Consider the following 24,412-nt stretch of genomic DNA (forward strand, 5'->3'; position numbering starts at 1 on the left):
AGCATTTTTTTGTTACTTTGGTCAAAGAGGAGTTTGTCTACAATAGCTATCTAACTTCTAGCTTGATATATAACTTAGATAAACTTAAATATCTTTCATAGTCATGTATACTTGCAAATACTACTTAATAAAACTATGTAGATATTACAATTTATGAGTATGGCGAAAAAAATATTTTGTATAAGTATATTGTTAACATTTTTTAGTACTAATATTCAAGCTAGCTTTGTTCGTGCCAGTAAAGATAATCATAAGGCTCAGCCAGGTTATATAAGTACAGTATATGAGCCTAATGTTCAAACACTAGCTATGTCAGAAGGAAAAAACTCTAGACTATACTCGATATATCGTGAAGGAACACAGTACTGCAGTAGTGCTATAAAGCTAAACTATTCAATAAGTAATAGTGCTGTATCTTCTAGTTGTTTTGATAGTGAAACTAATATTGGTAGCAAAGTCTTAAAAGCGATTATCTCTGAAAATGGATCCCGATTGTATTTATTTTCAGAGCATATAATCTCTGAATATGGCGTGTCTCCTATATCAAGTAGAGTTAACTCACAGATATCAAGTGAACATATAACCCAGAATATTATAGCTGTTGAAAAGTTTAACAGTAAAATTTATGTATTGACATACGAAGAAGATAGTAATAAAGGCTCCTTAATTATATTTAACATAGGGAATGATGGGAGTTTAGATAAGACAGACTCTAAGTCTTTGAGCTATATTCCACTTGGATTTAAGTTTTATGCTGATACAGGCTTTGATTATGTTTATGTTAGATCTAAAGAGCAGATATATAAATATGATATTTTGAATGATGGCACAATTAATCGCTCTAGTAAACTAGTGGATTACCCAGGTAATACGATTAAGAATTTTGGAATACTAAAAGATAAAGACAAGAAAACACTACGGATGGTAGTAGCTTTAAAAAATGGTGATTCTGGGCTTAGTCAAGGAGCCTTAAAAATGTATTTACTTAATGGTGTGGGAGTGAGACTTACATCAAGTGTTAATCTGGAGCTAGAGCCTTATCAAATATATGCATATGATGAAAAACAGATGTTTCTAGTAGCATATGAGTATAGCTTTGATATTAGAGAGATTAACGCTAAAACAAATGCGATAGAAGATAAACTTATTTTGCAAAGAGGTTTTGATGCTTCCCTTATTGATGTGGAGCATGTCGATAAAGTTACAGCCATAATGAGTGAATCGGCTATACAAGTATTTAATGGGTTTGTCTTATCTCAAGCATTTTATCTAAAAGATAAGCCTCTTCAGCTTATATTCAGTCCTGATACTCATTTTATGGGAGTAGCTAATGAAGAGAGTGTTGATGTTTATGAAATTACGGCAACTTTTGATAGGCAATAAAAATATTTTAGATCTCGAGGTTAGCTAGTTTGATAACAGTTGTATAATAATTTCGTAAGTGTAGAATTTATCTCAATTAAACTTTCCAATTAATACTATTATGCAAGAATCATTGAAGTTAAGCGAGTTTCTTGAGCTTATAAAAAGTACTATTGAAATGAGTTTCGGCTATGAAGGTTTTTGGGTAGTTGCAGAGCTATCTGAATGGCGTAGATCTGGTAAACATTACTATGGTGAGCTTATAGAGCATGATGGTGTTAGTAAATTTCCTATAGCTAAAATTAGATGTAACTGTTGGGCAAATAAAGTTGATTATATCCATAGTAAATTTAGTCAAGCTACTGGAGAAACTCTAAAAACAGATATGAAAGTCTTATTTAGGGTAAGTGTAAATTATCATACTAGTTTTGGACTTAGTCTAAATATAATAGATATAGATCCTGCCTTTACACTTGGTGATAGGCAAGCTCGTAAAATTGAGATTCTACAAAGCTTGTCCGGAAAAGGTATTTTAGAGAGAAATAAAGTTCTTAATATGCCAGATGATTTTACCAATGTTGCAGTAATCACAAGTATAACGGCTGCAGGTAAAGGAGATTTCTTTGAAGAGGCTGATAAATTACAAGATTTAAGTTTATGTAGCTTTGATATATATGAAGCAAAGATGCAAGGTGCAGAATGTGCGAAAAGTGTCTCAACAGCATTTGCTAAGATAGCAACAATGGCTGATAAATATGATGCGATAGTATTAATCCGAGGAGGGGGTTCTCAGGCTGATCTTGACTGGTTTAATAATATACTACCAGCTGAAAGTATTTGTAATAGTGAAATTCCCGTGCTAGTTGGTATAGGACATGAAAGAGATAGCACAGTTTTAGATGAGATATGTACAAAAAGATTTGATACGCCATCTAAGGTTATAAATTATATAGCGAATACAATTATTGATAATGCAATAAACGCTAAATATAATTATGAATCGATAGTAAGAATTACTAAAAATTTAGCTAAACAAAATAAGCATCAATTAGATAATCTGTATCATAATTTTAAAACACGTATAGAACATTATCTCTATCAAATGAATCAAAGTGTTGATCATAACTATAAAGAATCTACTTCTATAGCAAGGGGAGTTACTAAGCTATATGATAAAACCGTGAATACTATGCATGAAAATATATTATCAAGCTCAAAAAGCTTGATAAGAAGTTATGAAAATAACATTTATAATTCATATAATCAGTCAACTAATACAGCTCGAAATATTTTAAAATACTATAATCAAACAAGCGAATCTCTTTATAAGCAGATATTATCTGTATCAATAGAGCCAACTCTTAAAAGAGGCTTTAGCTTGACAAAGACAACAGATGGCAAATATATAACAACTCAAAAACAAGCACAAGCATACTCAGATTTAGAGATAGTTTATGCCGATGGAAATATACAAGTAGAGGTGAAAGAAAATGGCAACTCAAAGTAAAAAATTTGCAAAAAATTATCAAATATTAGAAGAGATTAATGAGAAACTTCAAGAGCAACAAGATAATCCTGCTCTGTTAGATGAATTAGCACCAATGTTAGAACAAGCCTCAAAAAGTTATCAGTTATGTAAAGAAAGAATTGCTGCAGCTCAGAAGTTTATAGATGAATTTGAAGGTAATGACTAGAAAACCATACCTGGCATTTGCCATATTCCAGCTGTTCTAAGAGTATCTTTGATTATTAGTATTTTTTCTTGTTGCTGTGCTGGTTTATCAATATCATAATTTGTTCTAGCAGTTATATTAGACATTTTGATAGGTAATTTAGCATTGTAAATTTCTTGCTCAAAAATAGAGTTTGCTCTACGAATGTGAGAGTCAGAGCTTATTAGTAGAATATTTTTAACAGGTCTATTTATTTTTTTGATTATATTTATCGTATTAATGGCATTGGTGACAGTGCTAGTTGATTGATCCTCTTGTATTATGCTTTGTGCAGAAACACCATGCTTAATTAACCATTGTTTCATTTGATATGATTCTGTTACACCTTCGTGAGCAACTCCACCTGATACTATGATTATCGCATTAGGGTATTTTTTATATGCTGATAGAGTTATTTTTAGTCTATCAACTAATATATTGCTCATGGTGCCGTCATCATTTAATGAATATCCTAATGTAACTATTGCTAAAGAATTTTGATCAATGTCTTTTAACTGATCTGATTTTGAGTTTATGCCTAATTTGAAGTTAGTTTTAGCAGTTTGTATTGCTTGTATAAAGTGAGGCATTTTTGACCATTTAGATTCTTTAAGAATAGTAATATTTTGATCAAAATTATTAGGGTTCCAAATTAAAGAATATGCGGTTAAGAATATCTGTAATATCGGGTTATTATAAGATTTTATAGTGCCAAGAGAGCTTAATGTTTTTCTGGCATCATTTACTGAATTATTAGATATTTCTAAAGATGCTAATGCAAGGGTAAGCTGTGTATTGATATAACTATTGGGCTTAGATTCTTTAAGAGCACTTTTTAAAGAGTTAATTGAGCCTTGTAGGTCGCCTCTTTGAGTAATAGAGCCATCATTTTTATCATCAGTCGAAACACTCAAATCATACTGAATATTTGCTATTGCAGTTTGTTGGTTATTCAGGATATTAAGATTGAAGTTATTTGATCGATCTGCAAATGATAAGATAGGTGAAATTATAATTATTAAGCTTAGGATAATTTTTTTTGAGACTTTCATATTTAGGTTTTGTTAAAAAATATTACAAGATAATATAAAAAAATTACCATAAATTAAATCTCTTTATAAGATTTAAAAAATCATTCCTGGCATTTCCCATATTCCAGCGGCTCTAAGAGTATCTTTGATAATCATTACTTTTTCATAATCTGTAAGAGGGTACATTATATTGTATCCTTTAGTCTCTGAGGCTAAATTATGAATCTTTATATCCAGCATATTGTTGTCAAATGCTTCCTGTTTAAATATAGCACTAGCTCTTCTAATATTCGCTGTTGAATCAACTAAAATAATATCAGTAGGTTTAGGGTTCATATTTTTTATTGTTGAAAAAGTATTGACTCCTTGCCAAACCATATTAAAAGATTGGTCTTCTAGTATGATTTTATCTAAGGGTACACCACTATTAACTAGCCATTGTCTCATTTGATAAGATTCTGTTTTACCTCCTGTAACTCGACCACCGCTGACTATAATTCTTGCATTTGAAAACCTATAGTATGCATCTAACCCTTTGAATAGCCTTCTTACTAAATATTCATTCATACTTGCATTAGAGTTTAACGGAGATCCTAAAATTACAATTACAGGTATAGAATTTCGTGTAAGTTGTATTTGGTTGGCGTTAGTATTTATATGTAAATTAAAGCTTCTTTTGATAATATCAAAGGCATTTATATATACTGGCATTTCAGGCCATTTAGATGTTTCTAGTTTAGCAAATGTTTTTCTAAAATTACTAAAATCAAAAATATATGAATATGCTGAGTCATATATTTGTACAATAGGGTTGTCAGGGAAATTTTCTACCAGCATATCCAGAGTTTCACCAGCTTGGTTATATTCTTTTGTTTCAATCTGAAGAGAAAACAATGATAAACCTAATTGTAGGAGCTCTTTGCTATCAGGATCAGTTTGCTTCATAGCTAACTCAAGAGCATTTATAGCATTATGCAAATATGTATCTGCGGCTTTTTGGTTAAAGATACTGTATTGAACATTTTCAATAGCTTTTTGCTTTAGACTAATGCTTGCAATGCTTGAACTAGTACTTTTGTTAGCAAAGCCTGGACTCAATATACCGATTATAGCAAGTATAATAGTTGCAAGCTTTATATTTCTATATCTCATTTTTATAGTAAATAAAAAAGTTTTTATAAAACAATGATATAAGAGTATTTTTGCAAATTAAATTATTATTCATCATAATAGTTAAAAATAAGTTTGAAATTATTGAAATGCAAAAAAAGGTATCTCCCAAAAATATAATATTTGCAGGTTTTGCAACAACTGTAGAGTATTTTGATTTTGCTCTATTTACGTATGTAACTATTTATATCTCTGCAACATTTTTTCCGGATAATAATTCTTCTGTTGCTATATTAAAAACATTTGGATTGTTTGCTGCTGGATATTTGATGAGACCCATAGGCGGGATTTTCTTTGGTAATCTCGGGGACAAAAAAGGGCGTAAGCATGTATTAATATTTACTGTGGCGCTGATGTTTATATCTACTGCTATGATAGCTTTTACTCCAGGTTATGGAAGTTTGGGAATTGCATCTGTGATAATTATTCTCCTGGCTAGAATGATTCAAGGTTTCTCAATAGGTGGTGAATATAATGGTGTACTTGCAGTATTAAGTGAAGGTGCACCCGATAGTAAGCGTGGGTTGATTACTGCTTTTGGTACGTTTTTCTCAGGCTTAGGTGTCTTTTTAGGTACATTTATAGTCTATATCTTAACAAGTTTTTTAAACTCTGATCAGATGCATGCTTATGGTTGGAGAATTTGCTTTATTGTTGGAGCGATACTAGCTATTGTTGTTTTGATACTTCAGTTTGCATCAGATGAGTCCCCTGAGTATCTTAAATCAAAAGAAGATGGGATGTTAGATGATACTCCTGTAGTCTCTGCAGTTAAAGAATATCCTTATCAAATCTTTATTGTGTTTGCTTTAGCAGGCTATTTAGGAATTGTATACTATATGGTTTCTGGCTTTATACCAACATTTCTAAAAAGTGATTTAGGTTATTCTGTACATACAGCTATGTTGATGTCTATGATTGCAGCTTTTTTCTATTTTACAACAGCTCCAATATGGGGTGGACTATCAGATAAAATTGGTAGAAAAAAAGTATTGTTAATATCTTGTATTGGAATTGGAGTTTTAATAATACCCGCATTTTATATTATGACTAATACAGATTCACAAATTGTTATAACATTAGTTATGACTGTGATAATGTTATTAATATCAGCAGCTACAGCGACATTTGTAGTCACAATCAATGAGCTATTTCCAACACATCTAAGATTTAGTGGTGTAGCAACTGGATATAATATAAGTAATGCATTGTTAGGAGGAACTGTACCAATGGTATCAGCAGCATTAGTTATGTATTTTGGTAATGTTGCTCCTAGTTTTTATGCTCTAATAGCTTCTATAATTATAGTTATTATCATAGCAACTATGCCTGAGACTAAAGGCATCGAGTTAGAAGAGTAAAGCCCTTATTTCTATAATATTTTTCTCTAATTAGTAAATATATTATATTAGCCAATATTTTTGTTTGTATTTGCTGTTCTTATGTACTACTATGATAGTACATTAATACATTATTTAATTGAATAATAGATGTCTGAAATAAAAAATAATGAAGAAAATCTGCATGATCTTTACGAGGTCTTTACAAACTTTGATTCTGTCGAAGAAGCTAAGCTTTTTTTAGAAGATTTATGTACGCCTGTAGATTTGATGGCAATGGCTGCACGTTGGAGAGTAGTTAAAGAGCTAAAAAAAGATAAGCCTTATAGGCAGATACATGCTGAAACAGGAGTTAGCCTTACAACTATTAGCAGAGTTGCAAGATGTCTTAGTTACGGGACTAATGGTTACAATACTATCTATAATAAAACTAATAGAGAGAGCTAAAATGAGAGAAAGATTAAGAGTAGCTGTACAAAAAAAAGGCAGACTATATGACAATTCTATGGAATTATTCAACAAAATAGGTATTAAAGTAGAGTTCTCAAGTAAAAGTAACTTGTTATGCCATTCAATAAATGCTCCAATTGATTTTCTTTTTGTGAGAGATGATGATATTCCAACTCTAGTTAATGGTAATGTTTGTGATTTTGGAATAGTCGGTGAGAATGTTTTAGAAGAGTATTTATTAAGTATAAAAAATACCACTAAGAAAAATGACATTATCAAAACTAAGAAGTTAGGATTTGGCTATTGTAGATTATCTATAGCAGTACCTAATGATGCAAGTGATGATATTAGTACACTTAAAAATACTCGTATAGCGACATCATATCCTCATTTAGTGCAGAAGTTTTCAGATGAAAATAATTTGAACCTAGATCCATTATCTATTTCAGGATCAGTTGAGATAGCTCCAAACTTACAAATGTCTAGCTCAATATGTGACTTGGTTTCTACTGGTAGAACATTAGAAGAGAATAATCTTAAAGAAATTCATACTATCATGAAAAGCCAAGCTATTTTAATTCGCTCAAATGAGAGTTTTGGAGCAGAACTTGAAGAGTATTACCAATTATTGCTTAGAAGGATTGAGGGTGTCAAACATGCTCAAGAGCGTAAGTATATTATGTTCCATATAGATAAAAATGCTGTTGATACAATTACCCATATTTTACCAGGGCATGAGGGTCAAACTATAATGCCAATATATGGAGATACTAAAGTTGCGATACATTTAGTTACCAAAGAAGGTGTTTTTTGGGGAACTTTAGAAAAGCTAAAAGCAGCTGGTGCTAGTTCTATATTAGTTTTACCAATTGAGAAAATGTTGGAGTAAGTAACGACAATGATTGAAATATATAATTGGCAAGAACTTAGTCTAGCTAAGCAAACTGAGCTTCTATCTCGCCCAGTTTCAGCTAATAAAACTAGCTTAGTTGCAGGTGTTAGAGATATTTTAAATGAAGTTAAGCAAAATGGTGATAAAGCTCTTTTGGAGTTTACTTCTAGGTTTGATGGTGTTGATTTAGATAATATTGAAGTCTCAGCAGGTGAGATTAAAAAAGCTTATTCATTAGTTTCACAAGATGATATTGAGTTAGTTAAAAACGCTATTGCGCGTATATCTAACTATCATGAGGTAATGAAACCAAAAACAACTGTTTGTGATACTAATGATGGTGTGGTTTGTAAAAAAATCTATAAGCCTATCGAAAAGGTTGGTTTATATGTGCCTGGTGGTTCAGCACCTTTAGTTTCTACGCTAATAATGTTAGCTGCTCCAGCGCAAATCGCAGGTTGTAAAGAAATTTATGTGGCGACACCTTGTGATAAAGAAGGCAATATCCATCCATTAATTTTAATAGCAGCTGATATTTGTAAGGTTTCAAAGATTTATAAATTAGGAGGAGCTCAAGCTATAGCTGCTCTAGCTTATGGTACAGAAACTGTATCCAAAGTTAATAAAATTTATGGTCCTGGAAATTCTTGGGTTACAGAAGCAAAACAACAAGTATCTAATGATAGTCAAGGTGCTGCTATTGATCTACCAGCTGGACCTTCAGAGGTTTTAGTAGTTGCTGATGAAGTTGCTGATCCTATATTTGTTGCTGCAGATCTATTAGCTCAAGCTGAGCATGGCACAGACTCACAAGCTTTATTGATTACAACTAGTCAAGTTTTAGCTAATAAGGTTAGAGATGAGGTTTCTAAGCAAACTAGTACAGCCCAAAGAAAAGCTATTATTGAAAAAGCTTTAGGAAATAGCTCTATTATTGTTGTAGATACACTTAGCCAAGCAATTAATATAGCTAATGAATATGCTTCTGAGCATCTTATTTTAAATATTGAAACTGCAGATAATTATATTGATAGTATCGAAAATGCAGGTGCTGTATTCGTAGGTCCTTGGGCGGCTGAAGCATTAGGTGATTACATTACAGGATCTAATCATGTGCTACCTACTTATGGATATGCAAAAGCCTATAGCGGTTTAGCAACTATAGATTTTATGAAAGCTATAAGTATCCAAAATGTATCAAAACAAGGTATAAAAAATATAGGTCAAATAGCAATGAGATTAGCTGACATAGAAGGTCTCAAAGCTCATGAAAATGCAATAGCTATTCGTTTGGAGAGTTTATAACATTATGCAAAAGATTGTGCAAAATCAAACAACTGAAAGTCTCATTCGTAAAGATTTACAAAAATTTAGTGCCTACTCATCTGCACGCTCTTTAAAAGTAGATGGAGATATTTGGTTAAATGCTAATGAATCACCATATAATGATGAGTATTTGTATAATCGCTATCCTGAGCCACAACCAAGAAAATTAGTGGAGAAATTAGCCAAGATATATGATGTTGATGCAAGCAATCTATTAGTTACTCGAGGTAGTGATGAGGGGATTGATCTGTTATTTAGGTTGTATTGTGAATATCAAAAAGATTCTGCTTTTGCAGTTGAGCCTACTTTTGGGATGTATAAAATAGCTGCTCAATTACAGGGTGTTGATTATAAGACTCTTAAGCTAAAAGAAGAAAATAACTTTGAGATTAATGTTACAGAGCTTTTAGCAAATATTCCTGATAACTGTAAGTTATTATTTTTATGTACTCCTAATAATCCTACTGGTAAATCTATACCCTTAGCTGATATTGAGCAAATTCTATCTGAATTAGCTGGCAATTGTGTAGTTGTAGTTGATGAGGCGTATATTGAATTTAGTAATGAAAAGTCTGTTTCTAGCATCATTAATAAATATGAAAATTTAGTTGTACTAAGAACCTTGTCAAAATCTTTTGGTATGGCAGGTCTTAGGCTAGGTGTGGTAATTACTAATTCAGATAGAATAGTTTGGTTGAGAAAAATCTTAGCACCATATCCAATCCCAAAAACTACAGAAAATACTATATTAGCAATGCTTGATGATGAGAGTTTAGCAAATATAGCTAGTCAAATTGCTGAAGTAAAAGAGCAAAGAGAACATCTATATCAAGCATTATCACAAATGAAGATTGTTGATAAATTGTGGTCATCAGATGCTAATTTTATATTAGTTAGATTTAGAGAGAGTATCTTTAATAAACTAATCGATAATAAAATCGTAGTCCGCTCTATGGCTCATTTTTTCAATGATGAAAAAGTTCTAAGAATTAGCATAGGGACAGTATCTGAAAATAAAAGATTAATCGAAGTATTACAAAAATTAAGTAGCGAATATGAAACAAAATAAATATTTATTTATTGATAGAGATGGTACTTTAATAGTTGAGCCACCTATAGATAAGCAGGTTGATAGTATCGAAAAATTAGAGTTTTTTGATGGTGTTTTTGAAGCTCTTAAAAAATTACAAAAAGCAGATTTTAAACTTGTAATGGTATCAAATCAAGATGGGTTAGGCACTGACTCTTTCCCTCAAGCAGACTTTGATGCACCACATGATTTGATGATGAGGATATTTAAATCACAAGGTATAGAGTTTGAGGATGTATTGATTTGTCCACATTTTGCTCATGAAAATTGTAACTGTCGTAAACCCAAAGTTGGCTTGTTGATGGATTATTTAGTTGAGCAGAAAATCTCTCTAAAAGATAGCTATGTGATTGGAGATAGAGAAACGGATGTACAGTTGGCTCATAATATTAAAGTCAATCCTATTCAATTTGGTGTTGGAAATTATCAATCTTGGGATGATATTACTACAGCTATATTAAATAAGCCTAGAGTAGCTGAAATCAAGCGTGTAACTAATGAGACTGATATTATTGTAAAAGTTAATCTAGATGTTCCTGGGAGTAGAGAAATAGAGACAGGTCTTGGTTTCTTTGATCATATGCTTGATCAGATTGTAAAACATGCTGGGATAAGTGCGACAATTAAGGCAAAAGGTGATCTTCATATTGATGATCATCATTGTGTTGAAGATGTTGCAATTACTCTTTCACAAGCAATTGCTCAAGCTCTTGGCGATAAATACGGTATTAATCGTTATGGATTCTTGTTACCTATGGATGAGGCTTTAGTTGAGATTGCTCTAGATTTAAGTGGCAGAAATTATTGCTCATTTGAGGCAAATTTTGATCGAGAGATGGTTGGGGATTTATCAGTAGAGTTGGTGAAGCATTTCTTTGTATCTTTTGCTGAAGGTCTAAAAGCAACACTACATATTAAAGTAACAGGTGAGAATACTCATCATATGATAGAAGCGTGTTTTAAAGGCTTAGGAAAAGTACTTAAACAAGCAATTGCCAAAAATGGTATAGATGAGATTCCTAGTTCAAAAGGAGTGTTATGATAGCGATAATAGATTGTTGTGGGAGTAATTTTGCTTCGATAAAATATGCCTTTGAGAAATTAGGGCAAGAAATAGTCCTAACACATAATGCTGAAGTTATTAAAAAAGCAGACTGTGTGATTTTACCAGGTGTAGGGCATGCTAAATCAGCAATGACAAATCTAAAAAAATATGATTTGGATAAGCTTATTCCAGAGCTGACACAACCAGTGTTAGGGATCTGCTTAGGAATGCAGATTATGTATAGTTTTTCTGAAGAAGGTGATACATATTGTTTAGGTATTTTTCCTGAAAAAGTAAAAGCTTTTAAAAAAACGCAAGGTTTTAGTATTCCACACATGGGTTGGAATAGTTTACAAAATATAAATAAGGATCATTTTTTATTTAAAGATATCGCAGAAGATGATTATGTATATTTTGTACATAGTTTTTATGCGGAGCTTAATCAATTTAGCATAGCTACTAATGACTATATAAATGATTTCACTGCGATGGTAAATAAAGATAATTTCTATGGCATTCAATTTCATCCTGAGAAGTCGGGTAGGGTTGGAATGAAGATTTTAGAGAATTTTATACAAGGAGCTTTGTAAATGAATATATTTCCAGCGATAGATCTCATAAATGGCAAATGTGTTCGTTTAGAAAAGGGTGATTTTAATAAAACTACTACTTATGAGCTTGAGCCAAAAGATGTTGCAAAAGCATATCAACAAGCTGGTGCAGAGTTTATCCATGTTGTAGATTTAGATGGCGCTAAAAAAGGCCAAACTTGTCAATTTGAGACTATTCAGAAGATTAGAGAAAACTGTAATATGACTCTACAAGTTGGTGGTGGTGTCAAAGATTTTGAGACTATCGAAAAACTTCTAGAAATTGGAGTTGATAGAGTGGTTATTGGTAGCTTGGCTGTTAAGGACATAGCATTAACAAAGAAGTTTTTTGAGAAATATGGTGCTGAGAAGATAGTTTTAGCTTTAGATGTATTTATAAAAGAAGGAATACCTTATATCGCAACGCATGGCTGGCAAGAATCTAGTACAACAACTTTAGATGAGATATTGCAAACTTATCTTGGTGATGGTCTTGAGTATGTTTTATGTACTGATATTTCACTAGATGGTATGCTACAAGGTCCAAATTTTGAGCTATATAGAATTTACTCATCTATATATCCAGATGTTCAGTTTATGGCTTCTGGCGGGGTTGGTAGCTTAGAAGATTTAGAAATTCTAAAAGAGCAGAATACTTATGGTGTCATCATAGGCAAAGCTTTATATGAGAATAAATTTACGCTACAAGAGGCTTTAGAATGTTAACAAAAAGAATAATTCCATGTCTTGATGTGAAAGATGGCGTAGTTGTCAAAGGTATAAAATTTAGAAATCATAGAATCATTGGCGATATTATTGAGCTGGCCCAGAAATATTCAGATGCAGGAGCTGATGAGTTAGTATTTTATGATATTGGAGCTAGTCCAGATAATAAGTTACTTTCTATCAAGTGGATACAAGAGATAGCCAAAAAGATAAATATCCCATTTTGTGTAGCTGGAGGTATCAAGTCTGTAGAGAATGCTCGCGCAATACTAAATGAAGGAGCAGATAAAATATCTGTAAACTCAGCAGCACTAGCTAGACCTGATTTGATAGATGAGTTGGTTTATGAGTTTGGTACACAATGTGTGGTGGTTGGTTTAGATAGTAAATTTATCGATGGTGAATTTAAAGTTTGCCAATATACAGGCAGTGCTGATAAAACTGTACAGACATTATTAGATCCCGTTAGTTGGGCAAAAGAGGTAGAGTCTCGTGGTGCTGGTGAGATAGTACTTAATTGTATGAATCAAGATGGTGTCAAAGGTGGTTATGATCTAGAGCATCTTAGAGAAGTTCAATCAAATGTCTCAATCCCAGTTATTGCCTCTGGTGGAGCTGGAGAGATTCAGCATTTTATCGATGTATTTAAGTACACAGAGATTGATGGTGCTTTGGCAGCTAGTGTGTTTCATGATGATATTATTGCTATACCTGAGTTAAAACAAGAGCTTTTTAAAAACAATATACCGACAAGAATAGTAAAATAGGATACAAAATGGATAACAAAATTATAGAGTCTATAGCTTGGCAAAAAATGGATAATTTAGTTCCAGCTATTATTCAATCAGCAATTGATAATAGTGTCTTAATGCTAGGCTATATGAGTAAGGAATCTTTAGAAAAAACTTTAGAAATTGGCAAAGTAACTTTCTATAGTCGTAGTAAAAAACGCTTATGGACTAAGGGCGAAGAAAGTGGTAATTTTCTTGAGTTAAAAGATATAGCTGTCGATTGTGATAATGATTCTATACTAATCAAAGCTATACCATACGGCCCAACTTGTCATACTGGTAGCAAATCATGTTTTACAAAAAATGAAGAAAATAGCTCCTTGTATATAATAGACAAGTTAGAAAAATTAATAGCTGAAAGAAAAGACTATTTACCTGAGAATAGCTATTTGACTGGTTTATTTAAAAAAGGATTACCTAGAATCGCTCAAAAAGTTGGCGAAGAAGGAGTCGAAGTTGTAATTGCTGCAATGAAGCAAGATTCAGAAGATGAACTAATTTCTGAGACAGCGGACTTATTATTTCATTTATTAGTTTTACTGAGAGAGAAAGGTATTTCATTAGAACAAATTTGTCAAAAGTTAGTTTCTCGAAATACTTCTAATTAAGTTACAATTATTATTTGAAGTTAACCAAAAATTTACTTATATGAAAATAATAATTCGTATCTTAGCGATTGTCCTTTTGGCATTAGTTACTATATCAGTGTACGCAGTGCCTGCTAACGGTACATTTACAGCAGAGTCGGCGTGTCAAGCATATATATCAAAAAACAAAATGACTAATCCTGATAATACTTATGTAATTGCAGGGCAAACTTACTCTATTCAGGAAAAAAATAAAGATACTAATCCTGATTGGTTTAGAGTATTTATTTCAAATGCTAGTGAAAGCCAGTTGCGCTGGGTAAGTAGTAGTTGCGGTATCGCAGATATTGAAGAAGGGGGTGATACTCCTGCTAAACAATGTGTCCAAGAGCCTGGACTTGCTGATAGCTATGTATTAGCTCTAAGTTGGCAGCCTGCATTTTGTGAGACTTATGGCTTCAGTGCTGGAAAACAAGAGTGTAAAAATCTACCTGTAGATAGTGCAGCGGCTAAGAGTTTTTCGCTACATGGATTTTGGCCAAATCAAGATACTTGTGGTACTAATTATGGTTTTTGTGGTGCTCAGAAACAATCTGATTTTTGTAATTATGCGCCATTAAATTTAGATGATAAAACTATGGAGTTGCTGCATAGTGTGATGCCAGGATATAATGACTCTTCATGTTTACAACGCCATGAATGGTACAAGCATGGAACTTGTCAATTACAAGATCAAAACCAATACTATACTCAAGCAGCTACTTTTGTAAATCAAATAAATGATTCAAAATTAGAGCAGTTATTTAGCCAAAATATTGGTAAAGATATAACTATTGAACAGTTTGATAATGCTTTTAATCAAAGTTTTGGGGCTGGTACTAGTAATAAAGTATATCTAAATTGTAAAGATGGTATGCTAGTTGATGTGTATATATCATTACCTAAAAATGCTGATGAGCCAAGCCAAAATGATTTGTCTGCTTTGCTAGCTAATGCACCAAATGCTAACCAGAGTACATGTCCAAATACATTTAAAATTTCTAATTTTTCTCATAATGTGGGTTAGTTCTATAGATATAAAATATCACTCTATTTTGTAATATTTTGGAATGACATAATGAAAAAATGATGTCATCCTATGGCTTGACTATAGGATCTAAATGATATTGATAACATCTCTACTCTGTTAATGGATACTATGGTCGGAGCAGTAGTATGGCGAATAGTATTAATTTTATTTTCTAATAATTCGTTTTATGGACTACTAACTGCTAATGTACTGTGATTATATATTAATTAATTTAAAACTCGATCTCATGATAAGTATTTATTTTATTGAGATTGGAACTAGTTCAGAATGACAGAATAGATAGAGGAAGCTACAAATTTAGTTTTTTATGGCATTAAGTAAATCTCTATCCATCAAATGACTTGGTAATACATTTGATAGAGAGTTTAGAATATTACTTGGTACCTTTGGATTTTCATGTGCTAAATCTTGAATTAGCTTTTTAACTTTTTTTCTTTTAAGATTCTCTTGAGATCCACATAGATTGCATGGAATTATTGGGAAATTTTCTTCTTTAGCAAACTCTATGAGATCACGTTCTTGTACTAGTACCATTGGGCGGATTACAGTATTTTCACCATCTTGAGTGATAAACTTGGGAGGCATAGATTTAATTTGCCCCTGATATAGAATCGACATTAACAATGATTCGATCAAATCATCGCGATGGTGTCCTAGAATGATTTTATCCATTTTATGTTCTTTTGCATATCTGTAGATATTACCACGGCGAAGTCTCGAGCATAACGAACAATAAGTTTTGCCTTCTGGAACTTTATCTATCACCACACCATAAGTATTTTTTGTTTCAATCTCATAAGATACACCTAGATCATCAAGATATTTTCTAAGTTGACTATCATCCCAACCAGGTTGAGACTGATCTAATGTATACACATGAAGATCTATATCATAAGTTTTATCTTCGATTAATCCATGCAAAACTTTTAATAATCCAAAAGAATCCTTACCTCCTGATAGACATAGCATAACCTTATCACCTTTTTCGATAAGCTTATAATCAGCTATAGCCTTAGTGATATAGTGGCGTAATTTTTTTTCAGTTTTGCTTATTTTTATTTCAGTCATTTTATCTATGCGCCTTCTTAAAGATTCTATCCTTTTCGCGAGCCCAATCTTTATCTTTTTGAGCCTGACGCTTGTCGTGAACTTTTTTACCCTGAGCAAGAGCTATTTCAACTTTTACACGAGGACCTTTCCAATACATAGCTAAAGGCACACACGTAAATCCTTTTTGCTCAATTCGTCCCATGATTTTGTCTATCTCACGGCGATTAAGTAGTAGTTTACGATTTGCTGAAGCATCAGCTACAACATGAGTAGATGCAGAGAGTAGAGGAGTTATTAGACAATTAAAAAGCCAAGCTTCACCACGCTTGATATGCACATGGCTATCTATCATCTGTACTTTACCAGCTCTGATACTTTTTACTTCCCATCCTTGTAGTACTACTCCAGCTTCAAATTTCTCGAGAATAGTATAATCATGGAAGGCTTTTTTATTCCTAGCAATAGTTGCTGGAGAAACCTTATGTTTACTCATAACTTTATTATTTTTTGTAAAAGATATACAATGTAACGCTATATATTATCAGCAAAACACAAAAGATTAAATAAATGAATAAAGTTAATAAATCTGCAATTGTTAATTATACTGCTTCACAAATGTATGATCTTGTAAATGATATTAAAAGCTATCCTGAATTTTTGCCGATGTGCTACGATATTGAGATTTTTGAACACACGGAAACAGAAGCAAAAGCATCTCTAAAAATCAAATCAGGATTTGTGAAATTGGATTTTGCTACACATAATACAATGGTAAAAGATGAGCATATTCATTTAAATCTTATGAATGGACCATTCAAAAGTTTAACAGGTGATTGGAAATTTGAACCTCAAGATGAAAATTCATGTAAAGTATCATTGGACATGGAGTTTACCTTTGAAAATAAATTTGTGGAAATGGCTCTTGGTCCAGTATTTCGTGGGCTTGCAGATAAGATGTTGGGAGCATTTTGTAAACGTGCAGAAGAGGTTTATAAATAGTGAAAGTAGAAGTCATTTATGCTTTACCTAATGAGCAGAAGTCTTTTTATGTTGAGTCTGATGATTCTATGACTGTTAGAGAAGCTATTATTGAATCAAAAATCTTAGATGCTTATTCTGAATTAGACATTATCGAAAATCTTAAAGTTGGTATCTATGGACAAATAGTCAATTTAGATCATGTTCTTGAGGATAGAGATAGAGTTGAAATATACAGAAATTTAACTATTGATCCAAAACAAGCCCGTATGCTCAGAGCAGAACAAAAACGTAAAAGAGAAGGCATCAGAGGTTTTGGTGCGTAATCAAAAAATAGCTATTATAGGAGCTGGACTAGCAGGGTGTTCATTAGCTTATGAATTAAGTAGAACCCTTAACTTTGATATAACTTTATTTGATAAAAACTCTGATATTGCAACAGAAGCTTCTGGGAACTTTGCTGGAATTTTAGAACCTTATTTAACTTCAGATAATAATTTCTCAGATCAGTTTCATACACTAGGATATAGTATATTATTAGAGTTTATAAATCAGTATCGTAATGATATCGAAATTTGTAATCAGGGTGTCTTGCAAATATTAAGTGATGAAAAAGAACTAAATAGATATCAAAAGATTTTTACAAAAAGAGAGATAGCTGATGATTTAGCTAGAATAATATCTCATCAAGAGCTTTCGCAATTACTTGGCAAAGATACTCATAACATGGCTGTATATTACCCTAATGCTTTATCTGTGGTACCAAAAAGTATTTGTCAGCTATGGCTTAAATTATCAACTGCTAAATTAAAATTAAATAATGAGCTCTTGGATATTAAGAAATTAGAGAATAATACTTGGCAATTAGGATTTAATAATTTTACTGAAGATTTTGATATTGTGATATTTGCTGGAGGGTATCCATTATTTAAAAATATTTCTCTGCTACAAAATATTCAGGTATACCCATCACAAGGACAGCTAACAGTTATCAAAAGATGTTTTCATATCTCAAATAATATTATGGATAAAGGATATATAATCCCTAATTATAAAGATAATCTACAAGTTATTGGAGCAACATTTCGAGATAATAATGATACTAGTGGAGATATAAGGCAAGAAGATAATAATTTTAATATTAATCAAATTAAGCAAATATTTGATGATGAAAATTGCAATGTTGAAATTGTTAATTCAAGAGTAGCTACTAGATGTGTAACTTCTGATCATTTACCACTTATTGGTAGGTTGGCAGATTATAATAGTTTTGAACAAGTTTTTTATAAGCCTCTGTCTAAAGGCTATCCAAAATCAAAAATGCCAAATATTGAGTATCAACAAGGTCTATATGTATCTTCAGGATTTGGCTCAAAAGGTTTATGTTCATCATTATTAGCAGCTAATATTATTACATCATATATAACAAATCAAAGTCAGCAATGTTCAGATAAGTTACTTGAAGCACTTGCTGTAGAGCGTTTTTGGGTTAGAAGCTTCAAGAAAGGTCAAAAATTTTCATAAAATACTACTTCAGTATGTATATATAGCAATTATTAGCTATAATTGTGAGATTTTTAGGAATCAATTTAATAAGTTCATGAAATTAAAAATAAAAAAGAGTATTTTGTTACTCGCTACTATCATAGTACTATCAGGTTGTTCAGTTAAATGGGAGACACCTCTTAATGATAGAGATCCTTATGAAAACTATAATCGTGAGATGTTTCATTGGAATAATGAGTTATATGAGGATCTGACACCTGTAGCAAAAGCTTATAATTATGTTATGCCTGATGCTGTACAGACGGGTATATTCAATATTTTCCAGAATCTTTTTGAACCTAGTCGAGTAGCGAATGATCTTTTTCAAGGTGAATGGGGATATGCTGGTGATGATAGTATGAGATTTTTAGAAAATACAACTCTTGGGGTAGTAGGTATTTTTGATGTAGCTGGTAGTAGGTTTGGATTGCCAATGCGTTATCATCAGGATTTTGCAGTTACTCTTCATAAATGGGGAGTTTATAAGAAAGGATATGCTTCACCATATATTGTTTGGCCAGTTTTTGGACCTGGTACTATAGAGGGAGTTAGTAATGGCGTAGATGCTATGTTTAATCCTCTGTCGTATTTGTTTTTGGCTCCAGGAGTAGGTACATTTACAGCCTATGCTGTAAACTATAGTGTATATGGATTATATTATACCAATGAAGGAGTCTCTTATTTACCGGCATATTCAAACTTAGAAGAAGTATCGGTAGATCCATATGCAGCTATGAGAAATGCCTACCTCCAGAACTATGACTATGGTATGGCAAAAGTCCTTAAACAAAAAGATCCATCACTTGATAGTCCTCAAAGTGACCAAGCAATATTAAGTGTTTTAGGTATTAAAAACAAAAATACTAAATCAGAAGTTGCCTATAGTGATGAAAGCTTTGTCCAGGCATATCAAAATACTCCACCAGTTCTAAAAAGTAGTCTTGCTAGTGTAAATAAGGTTACTGAAGTTTAGTCTAAGTTATAAACAAGTCTTAAAAAATATCTTTTGTTTAGCTTAAAAAGTTTTTTTAAGGTATCGTTTTTTGATATCTTATATATTATGTTTGAAAAATAGTTACTGAGGTTTATTAGTGAAAAAACTATTTGTAAGTTTGATGTGTATGGTAATTTTTTTACCAAATTTAGCTTTGATTGCTGCACCAGTACCAACAGGTTATGATTTTATTCCTATTCAAGAAGAGATGCAAATTGCTCAACCAGTAGTTGCAACACATGGTATGGTTTCTTCTCAAGAGTCTTTAGCAAGTCAGGTTGGTTTAGATATATTAAAACAAGGTGGCAATGCTGTAGATGCAGCTGTTGCGGTTGGCTTTGCTTTGGCTGTTACATTACCTAGAGCTGGTAATCTTGGTGGTGGTGGCTTTATGATTATCCACTTACAAGATGGCAATAAGAATATAGCTGTAAACTACCGTGAAAAAGCTCCTGCAAAAGCATCTAAAGATATGTTTTTAAATGACAAGGGAGATGTTGATTATGCTAAGGTTTCTGGCTCATACAGTGCTTCTGGTGTTCCAGGTACTGTAGCTGGTTTAGTAGATGCTCAACAAAAATATGGTAAATTGAAATTATCGCAGGTTATTGCTCCAGCTATCAAGCTTGCTGAAGATGGTATCCCAGTAAGCTATGACCTAAATCAGTCGCTTATAACTGCAAAACCATGGCTTGAAAAATCACCAGAAGCTATGAAGATTTTTTATCATAAAGATGGTTCTGCTTATAAGGTTGGAGAAATTTTAAAGCAGCCTGAACTTGCAAATAGTCTGAAACTAATAGCAAAACAAGGTAAAAAAGCTTTCTATGAAGGAGATATTGCTCATAAGATAGCAGATAGTATGGCTAAAAATGGTGGTTTAATCACATTACAAGATTTGAAAAACTACAATATCGAAGAAATGAAGCCACTTAAAGGGACATATAGAGGTTATACAGTATATTCTATGCCGCCACCAAGCTCCGGTGGTGTAATTCTGATAGAGTTATTAAATATTCTAGAGAATTTCCCATTAGCTGACTATGGTAACAATAGCGCTAAAACCATTAATCTTATGAGTAATGCAATGAGCTATGCTTATAATGATAGAAACTCTGATTTAGGAGATCCTGATTTTGTTAAGATGGATCTGGCTAAATTCTTGTCTAAAAAATATGCGAAACAGATTGCTCAAAAAATCACTACAGATAAGCATATTCCGAGTAAAGATATAAGTACAGTTGATCCAGAAGATCGCGAAAAGCTTCAGACTACTCAATTTAGTGTAGTTGATAAAGATGGCAATATGGTATCTAATACTTATACGCTTAATTATTCTTATGGGAATGGTATCGTAGTACCGGGAACTGGTATATTGTTAAATAATGAAATGGATGATTTTGCAGCAAAAGTAGGTGTTGCAAATGTGTTTGGTTTAGTTCAAGGTGAAGCTAATACAGTTGCTCCAAATAAGCGACCATTAAGCTCAATGACTCCGACAATTGTTCTTGATAAAGATGGCAAGCCGTTTTTAGCTACAGGTTCACCAGGTGGAAGTCGTATTATTACAACCACATTACAAGTGATTTTAAACATCATAGACTATAATATGAATCTACAATCAGCAGTTAACAATCCTCGTATACATAGTCAACTATGGCCAGAAGAGATTGGTGTAGAGCAGGGTATATCTGTGGATACTATCAATCTACTTAAAAAAATGGGTAACACTGTAACTCCTTATGCTGCTATGGGTGCTGCAGAGTCTGTAATGTCTGATGGACAGTATGTCTATGGTGCGGCAGATCCACGTAGAGGTAATGCTTTAGCTATAGGCTATTGATTTATATCAAGTTATTTAAATTTTCTTATTCCTTTCTATCTCTTGGTGCAGCAGAGCTTCCTGCAAGTATTCCACCATCTACATTTAGTTCTATACCTGTGACATATTTTGATTCATCAGATGCTAGATATAAAGCAGCATAAGCTACATCTTTTGCATTACCCATTCTCTTTAAAGGTATGTCTTGAGTAATAGTTTTAATAGCTGCTTGTTTTTGATCTTCATCTTTTGGCAGCATCTCATCCCACATTGGCGTTAATATAGCTCCTGGATGAATTGAGTTACACCTAATCCCATAATTCATATCAGCACAGTATAAAGCAACAGATTTAGTATGATTTCTTACAGATGCTTTACTCGAAGCATATGCAACAGCCTGAGGTATACCTACAAGTCCAGAGCGGGAAGAAATATTGACTATACTGCCGCCATTTTCTTTCATAAGTTTAATAGCATATTTGCACCCTAAGGCTACACCATTAGAATTTATAGAATGAACCTTTTGCCAAGAATCCATATCTAAATCCTCAGGGTTATGAGGGCCAGAACTCTCTATAAAACCTGTAATGCCAGCATTATTAACTAAAATATCAAGTTTACCAAATTTAGATCTAATATATTTACTAATAATTATCCAATCATCTTCAAGACTAACGTCTAAGTGTTTATATTCACAATTTGATGAGTTAATATCTTTAACCGTTTGATTACCTAAACTGCCGTTTATATCTGAAATAATCACAGTTGCTCCCTCATTTGAAAAGAGTTCAGCAGTTGCCTTACCTATTCCTCTAGCAGCACCTGTTATTAATACTATTTTATTATCTAATCGTTTCATAAGAAAGTCCTATAAATTATTTAAATTTTATAAAAGTGATTTAGGAGTTAACTTTAGAATGTATTATATGATTTATATAGAAATATATAATTATTTTATAAAATTAAAGAGTTCCACGAGCTGCTTTTTTACGATCAGATTCTGTTAGATGTTTCTTTCTTAGTCTGATTGATTCAGGTGTAATTTCAACAAGCTCATCATCTTCGATAAACTCAAGAGCATACTCAAGAGTTAGTTTAATTGGAGTAACTAGTGTAAGAGCATCATCTTTACCAGAGGCACGAACGTTAGTTAACTGTTTACCTTTACAAGGGTTAACCGCTAAGTCGTTATCTCTACTATGAATACCAATAATCATACCCTCATAAACATCTGTACCGTGAGAGATAAACATTTTACCTCTCTCCTGAAGGTTCCAAAGAGCAAACGCTACTGCTTTACCTGATAGCATAGAAACTAGAGTACCGTTTTGACGAGTTTCAAGAGTTTGCTTTTTCATAGGTCCGTAATGATCAAATACTTTGTTTAAAATACCTGAGCCAGATGTGATAGTTAAAAATTCTGTATAAAAACCAATTAAACCACGCGATGGAATAATAAACTCAAGTTTTACACGACCTTTACCATCTGGTTCCATATTTTTAAGCTCACCTTGACGTAAGCCCATTCTTTCCATTACAGTACCTTGATGCTCTTCTTCGATATCTATAATTGCTTGCTCATAAGGTTCGTGTTTTTCGCCATCAACATCTTTAAAGATTACATGTGGGCGAGATACTGCAATCTCATAACCTTCACGGCGCATATTTTCAAGTAAGATCGAAAGGTGAAGCTCGCCACGACCAGATACTTTAAATTTATCAGGATCATCAAGTTGCTCAACTCTTAGAGCTACGTTTGTAAGTAGTTCCTTGTCAAGACGGTCTTTAATTTGACGAGAAGTTACATATTTACCTTCTTTACCAGCAAATGGAGAGTTGTTAACTTGGAAAGTCATACTAATAGTTGGCTCATCTACAGAAAGCTCAGGTAATGCTTCTACTTTATCAGGGCTACATAATGTATCTGATATATTCAAACCTTCCATACCTGTTACACATACAATATCACCAGCTTGAGCTTCAGGCACTTCAACTCTGTCTAGACCCATATAGCCTAATATTTGTAATACTCTACCATTACGAGTTTTACCATCTTTACCAACAATAGTTACAGGAGTATTTGTTTTGACTTTACCTCTTTGGATACGACCAATACCAATAGTACCTGTGAAGTTAGAATAGTCTAAGGAAGATATTTGCATTTGGAATGGACCATTTTCATCAACAGCTGGATGCTCAACATTTTCAACAATAGCCTTGAAAAGATCAGTCATATCTTCTTTTTGTTCGCCAAGCTCATTAGTTGCCCAACCATTGATAGCTGAAGCATAAATAATAGGAAAATCTAATTGTTCATCAGTAGCACCCAGTCTATCAAATAGATCAAATACTTGATCGACTACCCAGTCAGGGCGAGCGCCATCTCTATCGATTTTGTTGATAACTACAATTGGTTTTAAACCTTGAGCAAAAGCTTTTTCTGTTACAAATCTTGTTTGAGGCATAGGACCATCAACAGCATCAACTAGTAGTAATACTGAGTCAACCATAGATAATACACGTTCAACCTCACCACCGAAGTCAGCATGGCCTGGAGTATCTACGATATTAATTCGGTAGTTATTCCATTTTAGAGCAGTGTTTTTTGCAAGGATTGTAATCCCTCTTTCTTTCTCAATGTCATTTGAGTCCATGACTCTTTCAACTTCTGGGCCACGAGTGTTTAGTGTACCAGATTGTTGTAATAGTTTATCAACCAGTGTAGTTTTACCATGGTCAACGTGTGCGATAATCGCAATATTTCTTAAATTCTCAATCATTAAATTTTACCTATTTTTATAAAATCACCAACAATTATAGA

25 protein-coding genes are annotated in these 24,412 nt (G+C 32.7%); 19 read left to right on the forward strand and 6 right to left on the reverse strand.

The window, feature by feature from the left end; all coding sequences use genetic code 11:
• The first annotated feature begins 159 nt into the window (after positions 1 to 159).
• The 3 genes from FQ699_RS08925 to xseB all read left to right on the forward strand — a co-directional run bounded on the left by FQ699_RS08925 (position 160) and on the right by xseB (position 3,056).
• The gene (locus tag FQ699_RS08925) at positions 160 to 1,383 is read left to right on the forward strand and encodes a hypothetical protein (RefSeq protein ID WP_224728102.1); all 1,224 of its coding nucleotides are present in this window, start codon (positions 160 to 162) and stop codon (positions 1,381 to 1,383) included.
• Positions 1,384 to 1,483: 100 nt separating this feature from the next.
• Positions 1,484 to 2,869 carry an exodeoxyribonuclease VII large subunit gene (xseA, locus tag FQ699_RS08930; RefSeq protein ID WP_146422018.1) on the forward strand — a complete coding sequence of 462 codons (1,386 nt, stop codon included), beginning with the start codon at positions 1,484 to 1,486 and terminating at the stop codon, positions 2,867 to 2,869.
• Entirely contained in the window at positions 2,853 to 3,056 is a 204-nt protein-coding gene (gene xseB / locus FQ699_RS08935; RefSeq protein ID WP_004287964.1) for an exodeoxyribonuclease VII small subunit, read from the forward strand. The genes xseA and xseB overlap by 17 nt, the downstream gene beginning before the upstream one ends.
• On the opposite strand, the gene FQ699_RS08940 is transcribed toward xseB, so the two are convergent.
• Both FQ699_RS08940 and FQ699_RS08945 read right to left on the reverse strand, forming a co-directional pair.
• Positions 3,053 to 4,126 (reverse strand): YdcF family protein, encoded by a 1,074-nt coding sequence (locus FQ699_RS08940; protein WP_146422019.1) that lies wholly within the window; start codon positions 4,124 to 4,126, stop codon positions 3,053 to 3,055. The two genes, xseB and FQ699_RS08940, sit on opposite strands and share 4 nt — an antisense overlap.
• A 72-nt stretch (positions 4,127 to 4,198) precedes the next feature.
• Positions 4,199 to 5,257: an ElyC/SanA/YdcF family protein gene (locus FQ699_RS08945; RefSeq protein ID WP_224728101.1), complete on the reverse strand. Its 1,059-nt coding sequence runs from the start codon at positions 5,255 to 5,257 to the stop codon at positions 4,199 to 4,201.
• A gap of 107 nt (positions 5,258 to 5,364) precedes the next feature.
• Between FQ699_RS08945 and FQ699_RS08950 the strand changes: the two genes are divergently transcribed.
• The 11 genes from FQ699_RS08950 (at position 5,365) to FQ699_RS09000 (ending at position 15,178) form a co-directional block, all read left to right on the forward strand.
• Positions 5,365 to 6,636: an MFS transporter gene (locus tag FQ699_RS08950; RefSeq protein WP_146422020.1), complete on the forward strand. Its 1,272-nt coding sequence runs from the start codon at positions 5,365 to 5,367 to the stop codon at positions 6,634 to 6,636.
• Between the two features lie 129 nt (positions 6,637 to 6,765).
• Complete coding sequence (locus FQ699_RS08955; RefSeq protein ID WP_013922936.1) at positions 6,766 to 7,062, forward strand: YerC/YecD family TrpR-related protein; 297 nt, start codon at positions 6,766 to 6,768, stop codon at positions 7,060 to 7,062.
• A gap of 1 nt (position 7,063) precedes the next feature.
• Entirely contained in the window at positions 7,064 to 7,954 is an 891-nt protein-coding gene (gene hisG / locus FQ699_RS08960) for an ATP phosphoribosyltransferase (RefSeq protein ID WP_041268127.1), read from the forward strand.
• Between the two features lie 9 nt (positions 7,955 to 7,963).
• A complete protein-coding gene (gene hisD / locus FQ699_RS08965) occupies positions 7,964 to 9,262 on the forward strand; it encodes a histidinol dehydrogenase (protein ID WP_146422021.1) in 1,299 nt (432 codons plus the stop codon).
• Between the two features lie 4 nt (positions 9,263 to 9,266).
• Positions 9,267 to 10,352 (forward strand): histidinol-phosphate transaminase, encoded by a 1,086-nt coding sequence (gene hisC / locus FQ699_RS08970; protein WP_146422022.1) that lies wholly within the window; start codon positions 9,267 to 9,269, stop codon positions 10,350 to 10,352.
• Positions 10,339 to 11,415, forward strand: a complete 1,077-nt coding sequence (gene hisB, locus FQ699_RS08975; RefSeq protein ID WP_146422023.1) for a bifunctional histidinol-phosphatase/imidazoleglycerol-phosphate dehydratase HisB — start codon at positions 10,339 to 10,341, stop codon at positions 11,413 to 11,415. The genes hisC and hisB overlap by 14 nt, the downstream gene beginning before the upstream one ends.
• Positions 11,412 to 12,008 carry an imidazole glycerol phosphate synthase subunit HisH gene (gene hisH / locus FQ699_RS08980; protein WP_146422024.1) on the forward strand — a complete coding sequence of 199 codons (597 nt, stop codon included), beginning with the start codon at positions 11,412 to 11,414 and terminating at the stop codon, positions 12,006 to 12,008. Before hisB ends, hisH begins: the two co-directional genes overlap by 4 nt.
• A complete protein-coding gene (gene hisA, locus FQ699_RS08985) occupies positions 12,009 to 12,734 on the forward strand; it encodes a 1-(5-phosphoribosyl)-5-[(5-phosphoribosylamino)methylideneamino]imidazole-4-carboxamide isomerase (RefSeq protein ID WP_146422025.1) in 726 nt (241 codons plus the stop codon).
• Positions 12,728 to 13,501 carry an imidazole glycerol phosphate synthase subunit HisF gene (hisF, locus tag FQ699_RS08990; protein ID WP_146422026.1) on the forward strand — a complete coding sequence of 258 codons (774 nt, stop codon included), beginning with the start codon at positions 12,728 to 12,730 and terminating at the stop codon, positions 13,499 to 13,501. The genes hisA and hisF overlap by 7 nt, the downstream gene beginning before the upstream one ends.
• Before the next feature lie 8 nt (positions 13,502 to 13,509).
• Complete coding sequence (gene hisIE, locus FQ699_RS08995) at positions 13,510 to 14,133, forward strand: bifunctional phosphoribosyl-AMP cyclohydrolase/phosphoribosyl-ATP diphosphatase HisIE (RefSeq protein WP_146422027.1); 624 nt, start codon at positions 13,510 to 13,512, stop codon at positions 14,131 to 14,133.
• A 40-nt stretch (positions 14,134 to 14,173) separates the two neighbouring features.
• Complete coding sequence (locus FQ699_RS09000; protein WP_146422028.1) at positions 14,174 to 15,178, forward strand: ribonuclease T2 family protein; 1,005 nt, start codon at positions 14,174 to 14,176, stop codon at positions 15,176 to 15,178.
• A gap of 321 nt (positions 15,179 to 15,499) precedes the next feature.
• Here the strand turns inward: FQ699_RS09000 and ttcA are convergent, their stop codons facing one another.
• Complete coding sequence (gene ttcA, locus FQ699_RS09005; protein ID WP_146422029.1) at positions 15,500 to 16,270, reverse strand: tRNA 2-thiocytidine(32) synthetase TtcA; 771 nt, start codon at positions 16,268 to 16,270, stop codon at positions 15,500 to 15,502.
• Between the two features lies 1 nt (position 16,271).
• On the reverse strand, positions 16,272 to 16,745 hold the full coding sequence (smpB, locus tag FQ699_RS09010) for an SsrA-binding protein SmpB (RefSeq protein ID WP_013922947.1): 474 nt from the start codon (positions 16,743 to 16,745) through the stop codon (positions 16,272 to 16,274).
• 74 nt (positions 16,746 to 16,819) lie between these two features.
• On the opposite strand from smpB, the gene FQ699_RS09015 reads away from it, so the two are divergent.
• From FQ699_RS09015 to ggt, 5 genes are all read left to right on the forward strand, one after another.
• Positions 16,820 to 17,251 (forward strand): type II toxin-antitoxin system RatA family toxin, encoded by a 432-nt coding sequence (locus FQ699_RS09015; RefSeq protein WP_013922948.1) that lies wholly within the window; start codon positions 16,820 to 16,822, stop codon positions 17,249 to 17,251.
• Positions 17,251 to 17,556, forward strand: coding sequence for an RnfH family protein (locus FQ699_RS09020; RefSeq protein ID WP_146422030.1), 306 nt, complete (start codon positions 17,251 to 17,253; stop codon positions 17,554 to 17,556). Before FQ699_RS09015 ends, FQ699_RS09020 begins: the two co-directional genes overlap by 1 nt.
• Positions 17,546 to 18,754 carry an FAD-dependent 5-carboxymethylaminomethyl-2-thiouridine(34) oxidoreductase MnmC1 gene (gene mnmC1, locus FQ699_RS09025; protein WP_146422031.1) on the forward strand — a complete coding sequence of 403 codons (1,209 nt, stop codon included), beginning with the start codon at positions 17,546 to 17,548 and terminating at the stop codon, positions 18,752 to 18,754. The genes FQ699_RS09020 and mnmC1 overlap by 11 nt, the downstream gene beginning before the upstream one ends.
• 76 nt (positions 18,755 to 18,830) lie before the next feature.
• A complete protein-coding gene (locus tag FQ699_RS09030) occupies positions 18,831 to 19,748 on the forward strand; it encodes an MlaA family lipoprotein (protein WP_146422032.1) in 918 nt (305 codons plus the stop codon).
• Positions 19,749 to 19,890: 142 nt separating this feature from the next.
• Positions 19,891 to 21,612, forward strand: coding sequence for a gamma-glutamyltransferase (gene ggt / locus FQ699_RS09035; RefSeq protein WP_224728107.1), 1,722 nt, complete (start codon positions 19,891 to 19,893; stop codon positions 21,610 to 21,612).
• Positions 21,613 to 21,637: 25 nt separating this feature from the next.
• Here the strand turns inward: ggt and FQ699_RS09040 are convergent, their stop codons facing one another.
• Both FQ699_RS09040 and typA read right to left on the reverse strand, forming a co-directional pair.
• Positions 21,638 to 22,450 (reverse strand): SDR family oxidoreductase, encoded by an 813-nt coding sequence (locus FQ699_RS09040; RefSeq protein ID WP_146422034.1) that lies wholly within the window; start codon positions 22,448 to 22,450, stop codon positions 21,638 to 21,640.
• A gap of 103 nt (positions 22,451 to 22,553) precedes the next feature.
• Positions 22,554 to 24,371 (reverse strand): translational GTPase TypA, encoded by a 1,818-nt coding sequence (gene typA / locus FQ699_RS09045; RefSeq protein WP_146422035.1) that lies wholly within the window; start codon positions 24,369 to 24,371, stop codon positions 22,554 to 22,556.
• Between the last annotated feature and the right edge of the window lie 41 nt (positions 24,372 to 24,412).

This window comes from Francisella salimarina (assembly GCF_007923265.1).
GTDB lineage: Bacteria > Pseudomonadota > Gammaproteobacteria > Francisellales > Francisellaceae > Francisella > Francisella salimarina.

What these genes read in the sequence shown, in the direction of transcription:
- FQ699_RS08925 (WP_224728102.1), top strand. Translation starts at nt 160, where the DNA reads ATGGCGAAAAAAATATTTTGTATAAGTATATTGTTAACATTTTTTAGT.
- xseA (WP_146422018.1), top strand. Translation starts at nt 1,484, where the DNA reads ATGCAAGAATCATTGAAGTTAAGCGAGTTTCTTGAGCTTATAAAAAGT.
- xseB (WP_004287964.1), top strand. Translation starts at nt 2,853, where the DNA reads ATGGCAACTCAAAGTAAAAAATTTGCAAAAAATTATCAAATATTAGAA.
- FQ699_RS08940 (WP_146422019.1), bottom strand. Translation starts at nt 4,126, where the DNA reads ATGAAAGTCTCAAAAAAAATTATCCTAAGCTTAATAATTATAATTTCA.
- FQ699_RS08945 (WP_224728101.1), bottom strand. Translation starts at nt 5,257, where the DNA reads ATGAGATATAGAAATATAAAGCTTGCAACTATTATACTTGCTATAATC.
- FQ699_RS08950 (WP_146422020.1), top strand. Translation starts at nt 5,365, where the DNA reads ATGCAAAAAAAGGTATCTCCCAAAAATATAATATTTGCAGGTTTTGCA.
- FQ699_RS08955 (WP_013922936.1), top strand. Translation starts at nt 6,766, where the DNA reads ATGTCTGAAATAAAAAATAATGAAGAAAATCTGCATGATCTTTACGAG.
- hisG (WP_041268127.1), top strand. Translation starts at nt 7,064, where the DNA reads ATGAGAGAAAGATTAAGAGTAGCTGTACAAAAAAAAGGCAGACTATAT.
- hisD (WP_146422021.1), top strand. Translation starts at nt 7,964, where the DNA reads ATGATTGAAATATATAATTGGCAAGAACTTAGTCTAGCTAAGCAAACT.
- hisC (WP_146422022.1), top strand. Translation starts at nt 9,267, where the DNA reads ATGCAAAAGATTGTGCAAAATCAAACAACTGAAAGTCTCATTCGTAAA.
- hisB (WP_146422023.1), top strand. Translation starts at nt 10,339, where the DNA reads ATGAAACAAAATAAATATTTATTTATTGATAGAGATGGTACTTTAATA.
- hisH (WP_146422024.1), top strand. Translation starts at nt 11,412, where the DNA reads ATGATAGCGATAATAGATTGTTGTGGGAGTAATTTTGCTTCGATAAAA.
- hisA (WP_146422025.1), top strand. Translation starts at nt 12,009, where the DNA reads ATGAATATATTTCCAGCGATAGATCTCATAAATGGCAAATGTGTTCGT.
- hisF (WP_146422026.1), top strand. Translation starts at nt 12,728, where the DNA reads ATGTTAACAAAAAGAATAATTCCATGTCTTGATGTGAAAGATGGCGTA.
- hisIE (WP_146422027.1), top strand. Translation starts at nt 13,510, where the DNA reads ATGGATAACAAAATTATAGAGTCTATAGCTTGGCAAAAAATGGATAAT.
- FQ699_RS09000 (WP_146422028.1), top strand. Translation starts at nt 14,174, where the DNA reads ATGAAAATAATAATTCGTATCTTAGCGATTGTCCTTTTGGCATTAGTT.
- ttcA (WP_146422029.1), bottom strand. Translation starts at nt 16,270, where the DNA reads ATGACTGAAATAAAAATAAGCAAAACTGAAAAAAAATTACGCCACTAT.
- smpB (WP_013922947.1), bottom strand. Translation starts at nt 16,745, where the DNA reads ATGAGTAAACATAAGGTTTCTCCAGCAACTATTGCTAGGAATAAAAAA.
- FQ699_RS09015 (WP_013922948.1), top strand. Translation starts at nt 16,820, where the DNA reads ATGAATAAAGTTAATAAATCTGCAATTGTTAATTATACTGCTTCACAA.
- FQ699_RS09030 (WP_146422032.1), top strand. Translation starts at nt 18,831, where the DNA reads ATGAAATTAAAAATAAAAAAGAGTATTTTGTTACTCGCTACTATCATA.
- ggt (WP_224728107.1), top strand. Translation starts at nt 19,891, where the DNA reads ATGTGTATGGTAATTTTTTTACCAAATTTAGCTTTGATTGCTGCACCA.
- FQ699_RS09040 (WP_146422034.1), bottom strand. Translation starts at nt 22,450, where the DNA reads ATGAAACGATTAGATAATAAAATAGTATTAATAACAGGTGCTGCTAGA.
- typA (WP_146422035.1), bottom strand. Translation starts at nt 24,371, where the DNA reads ATGATTGAGAATTTAAGAAATATTGCGATTATCGCACACGTTGACCAT.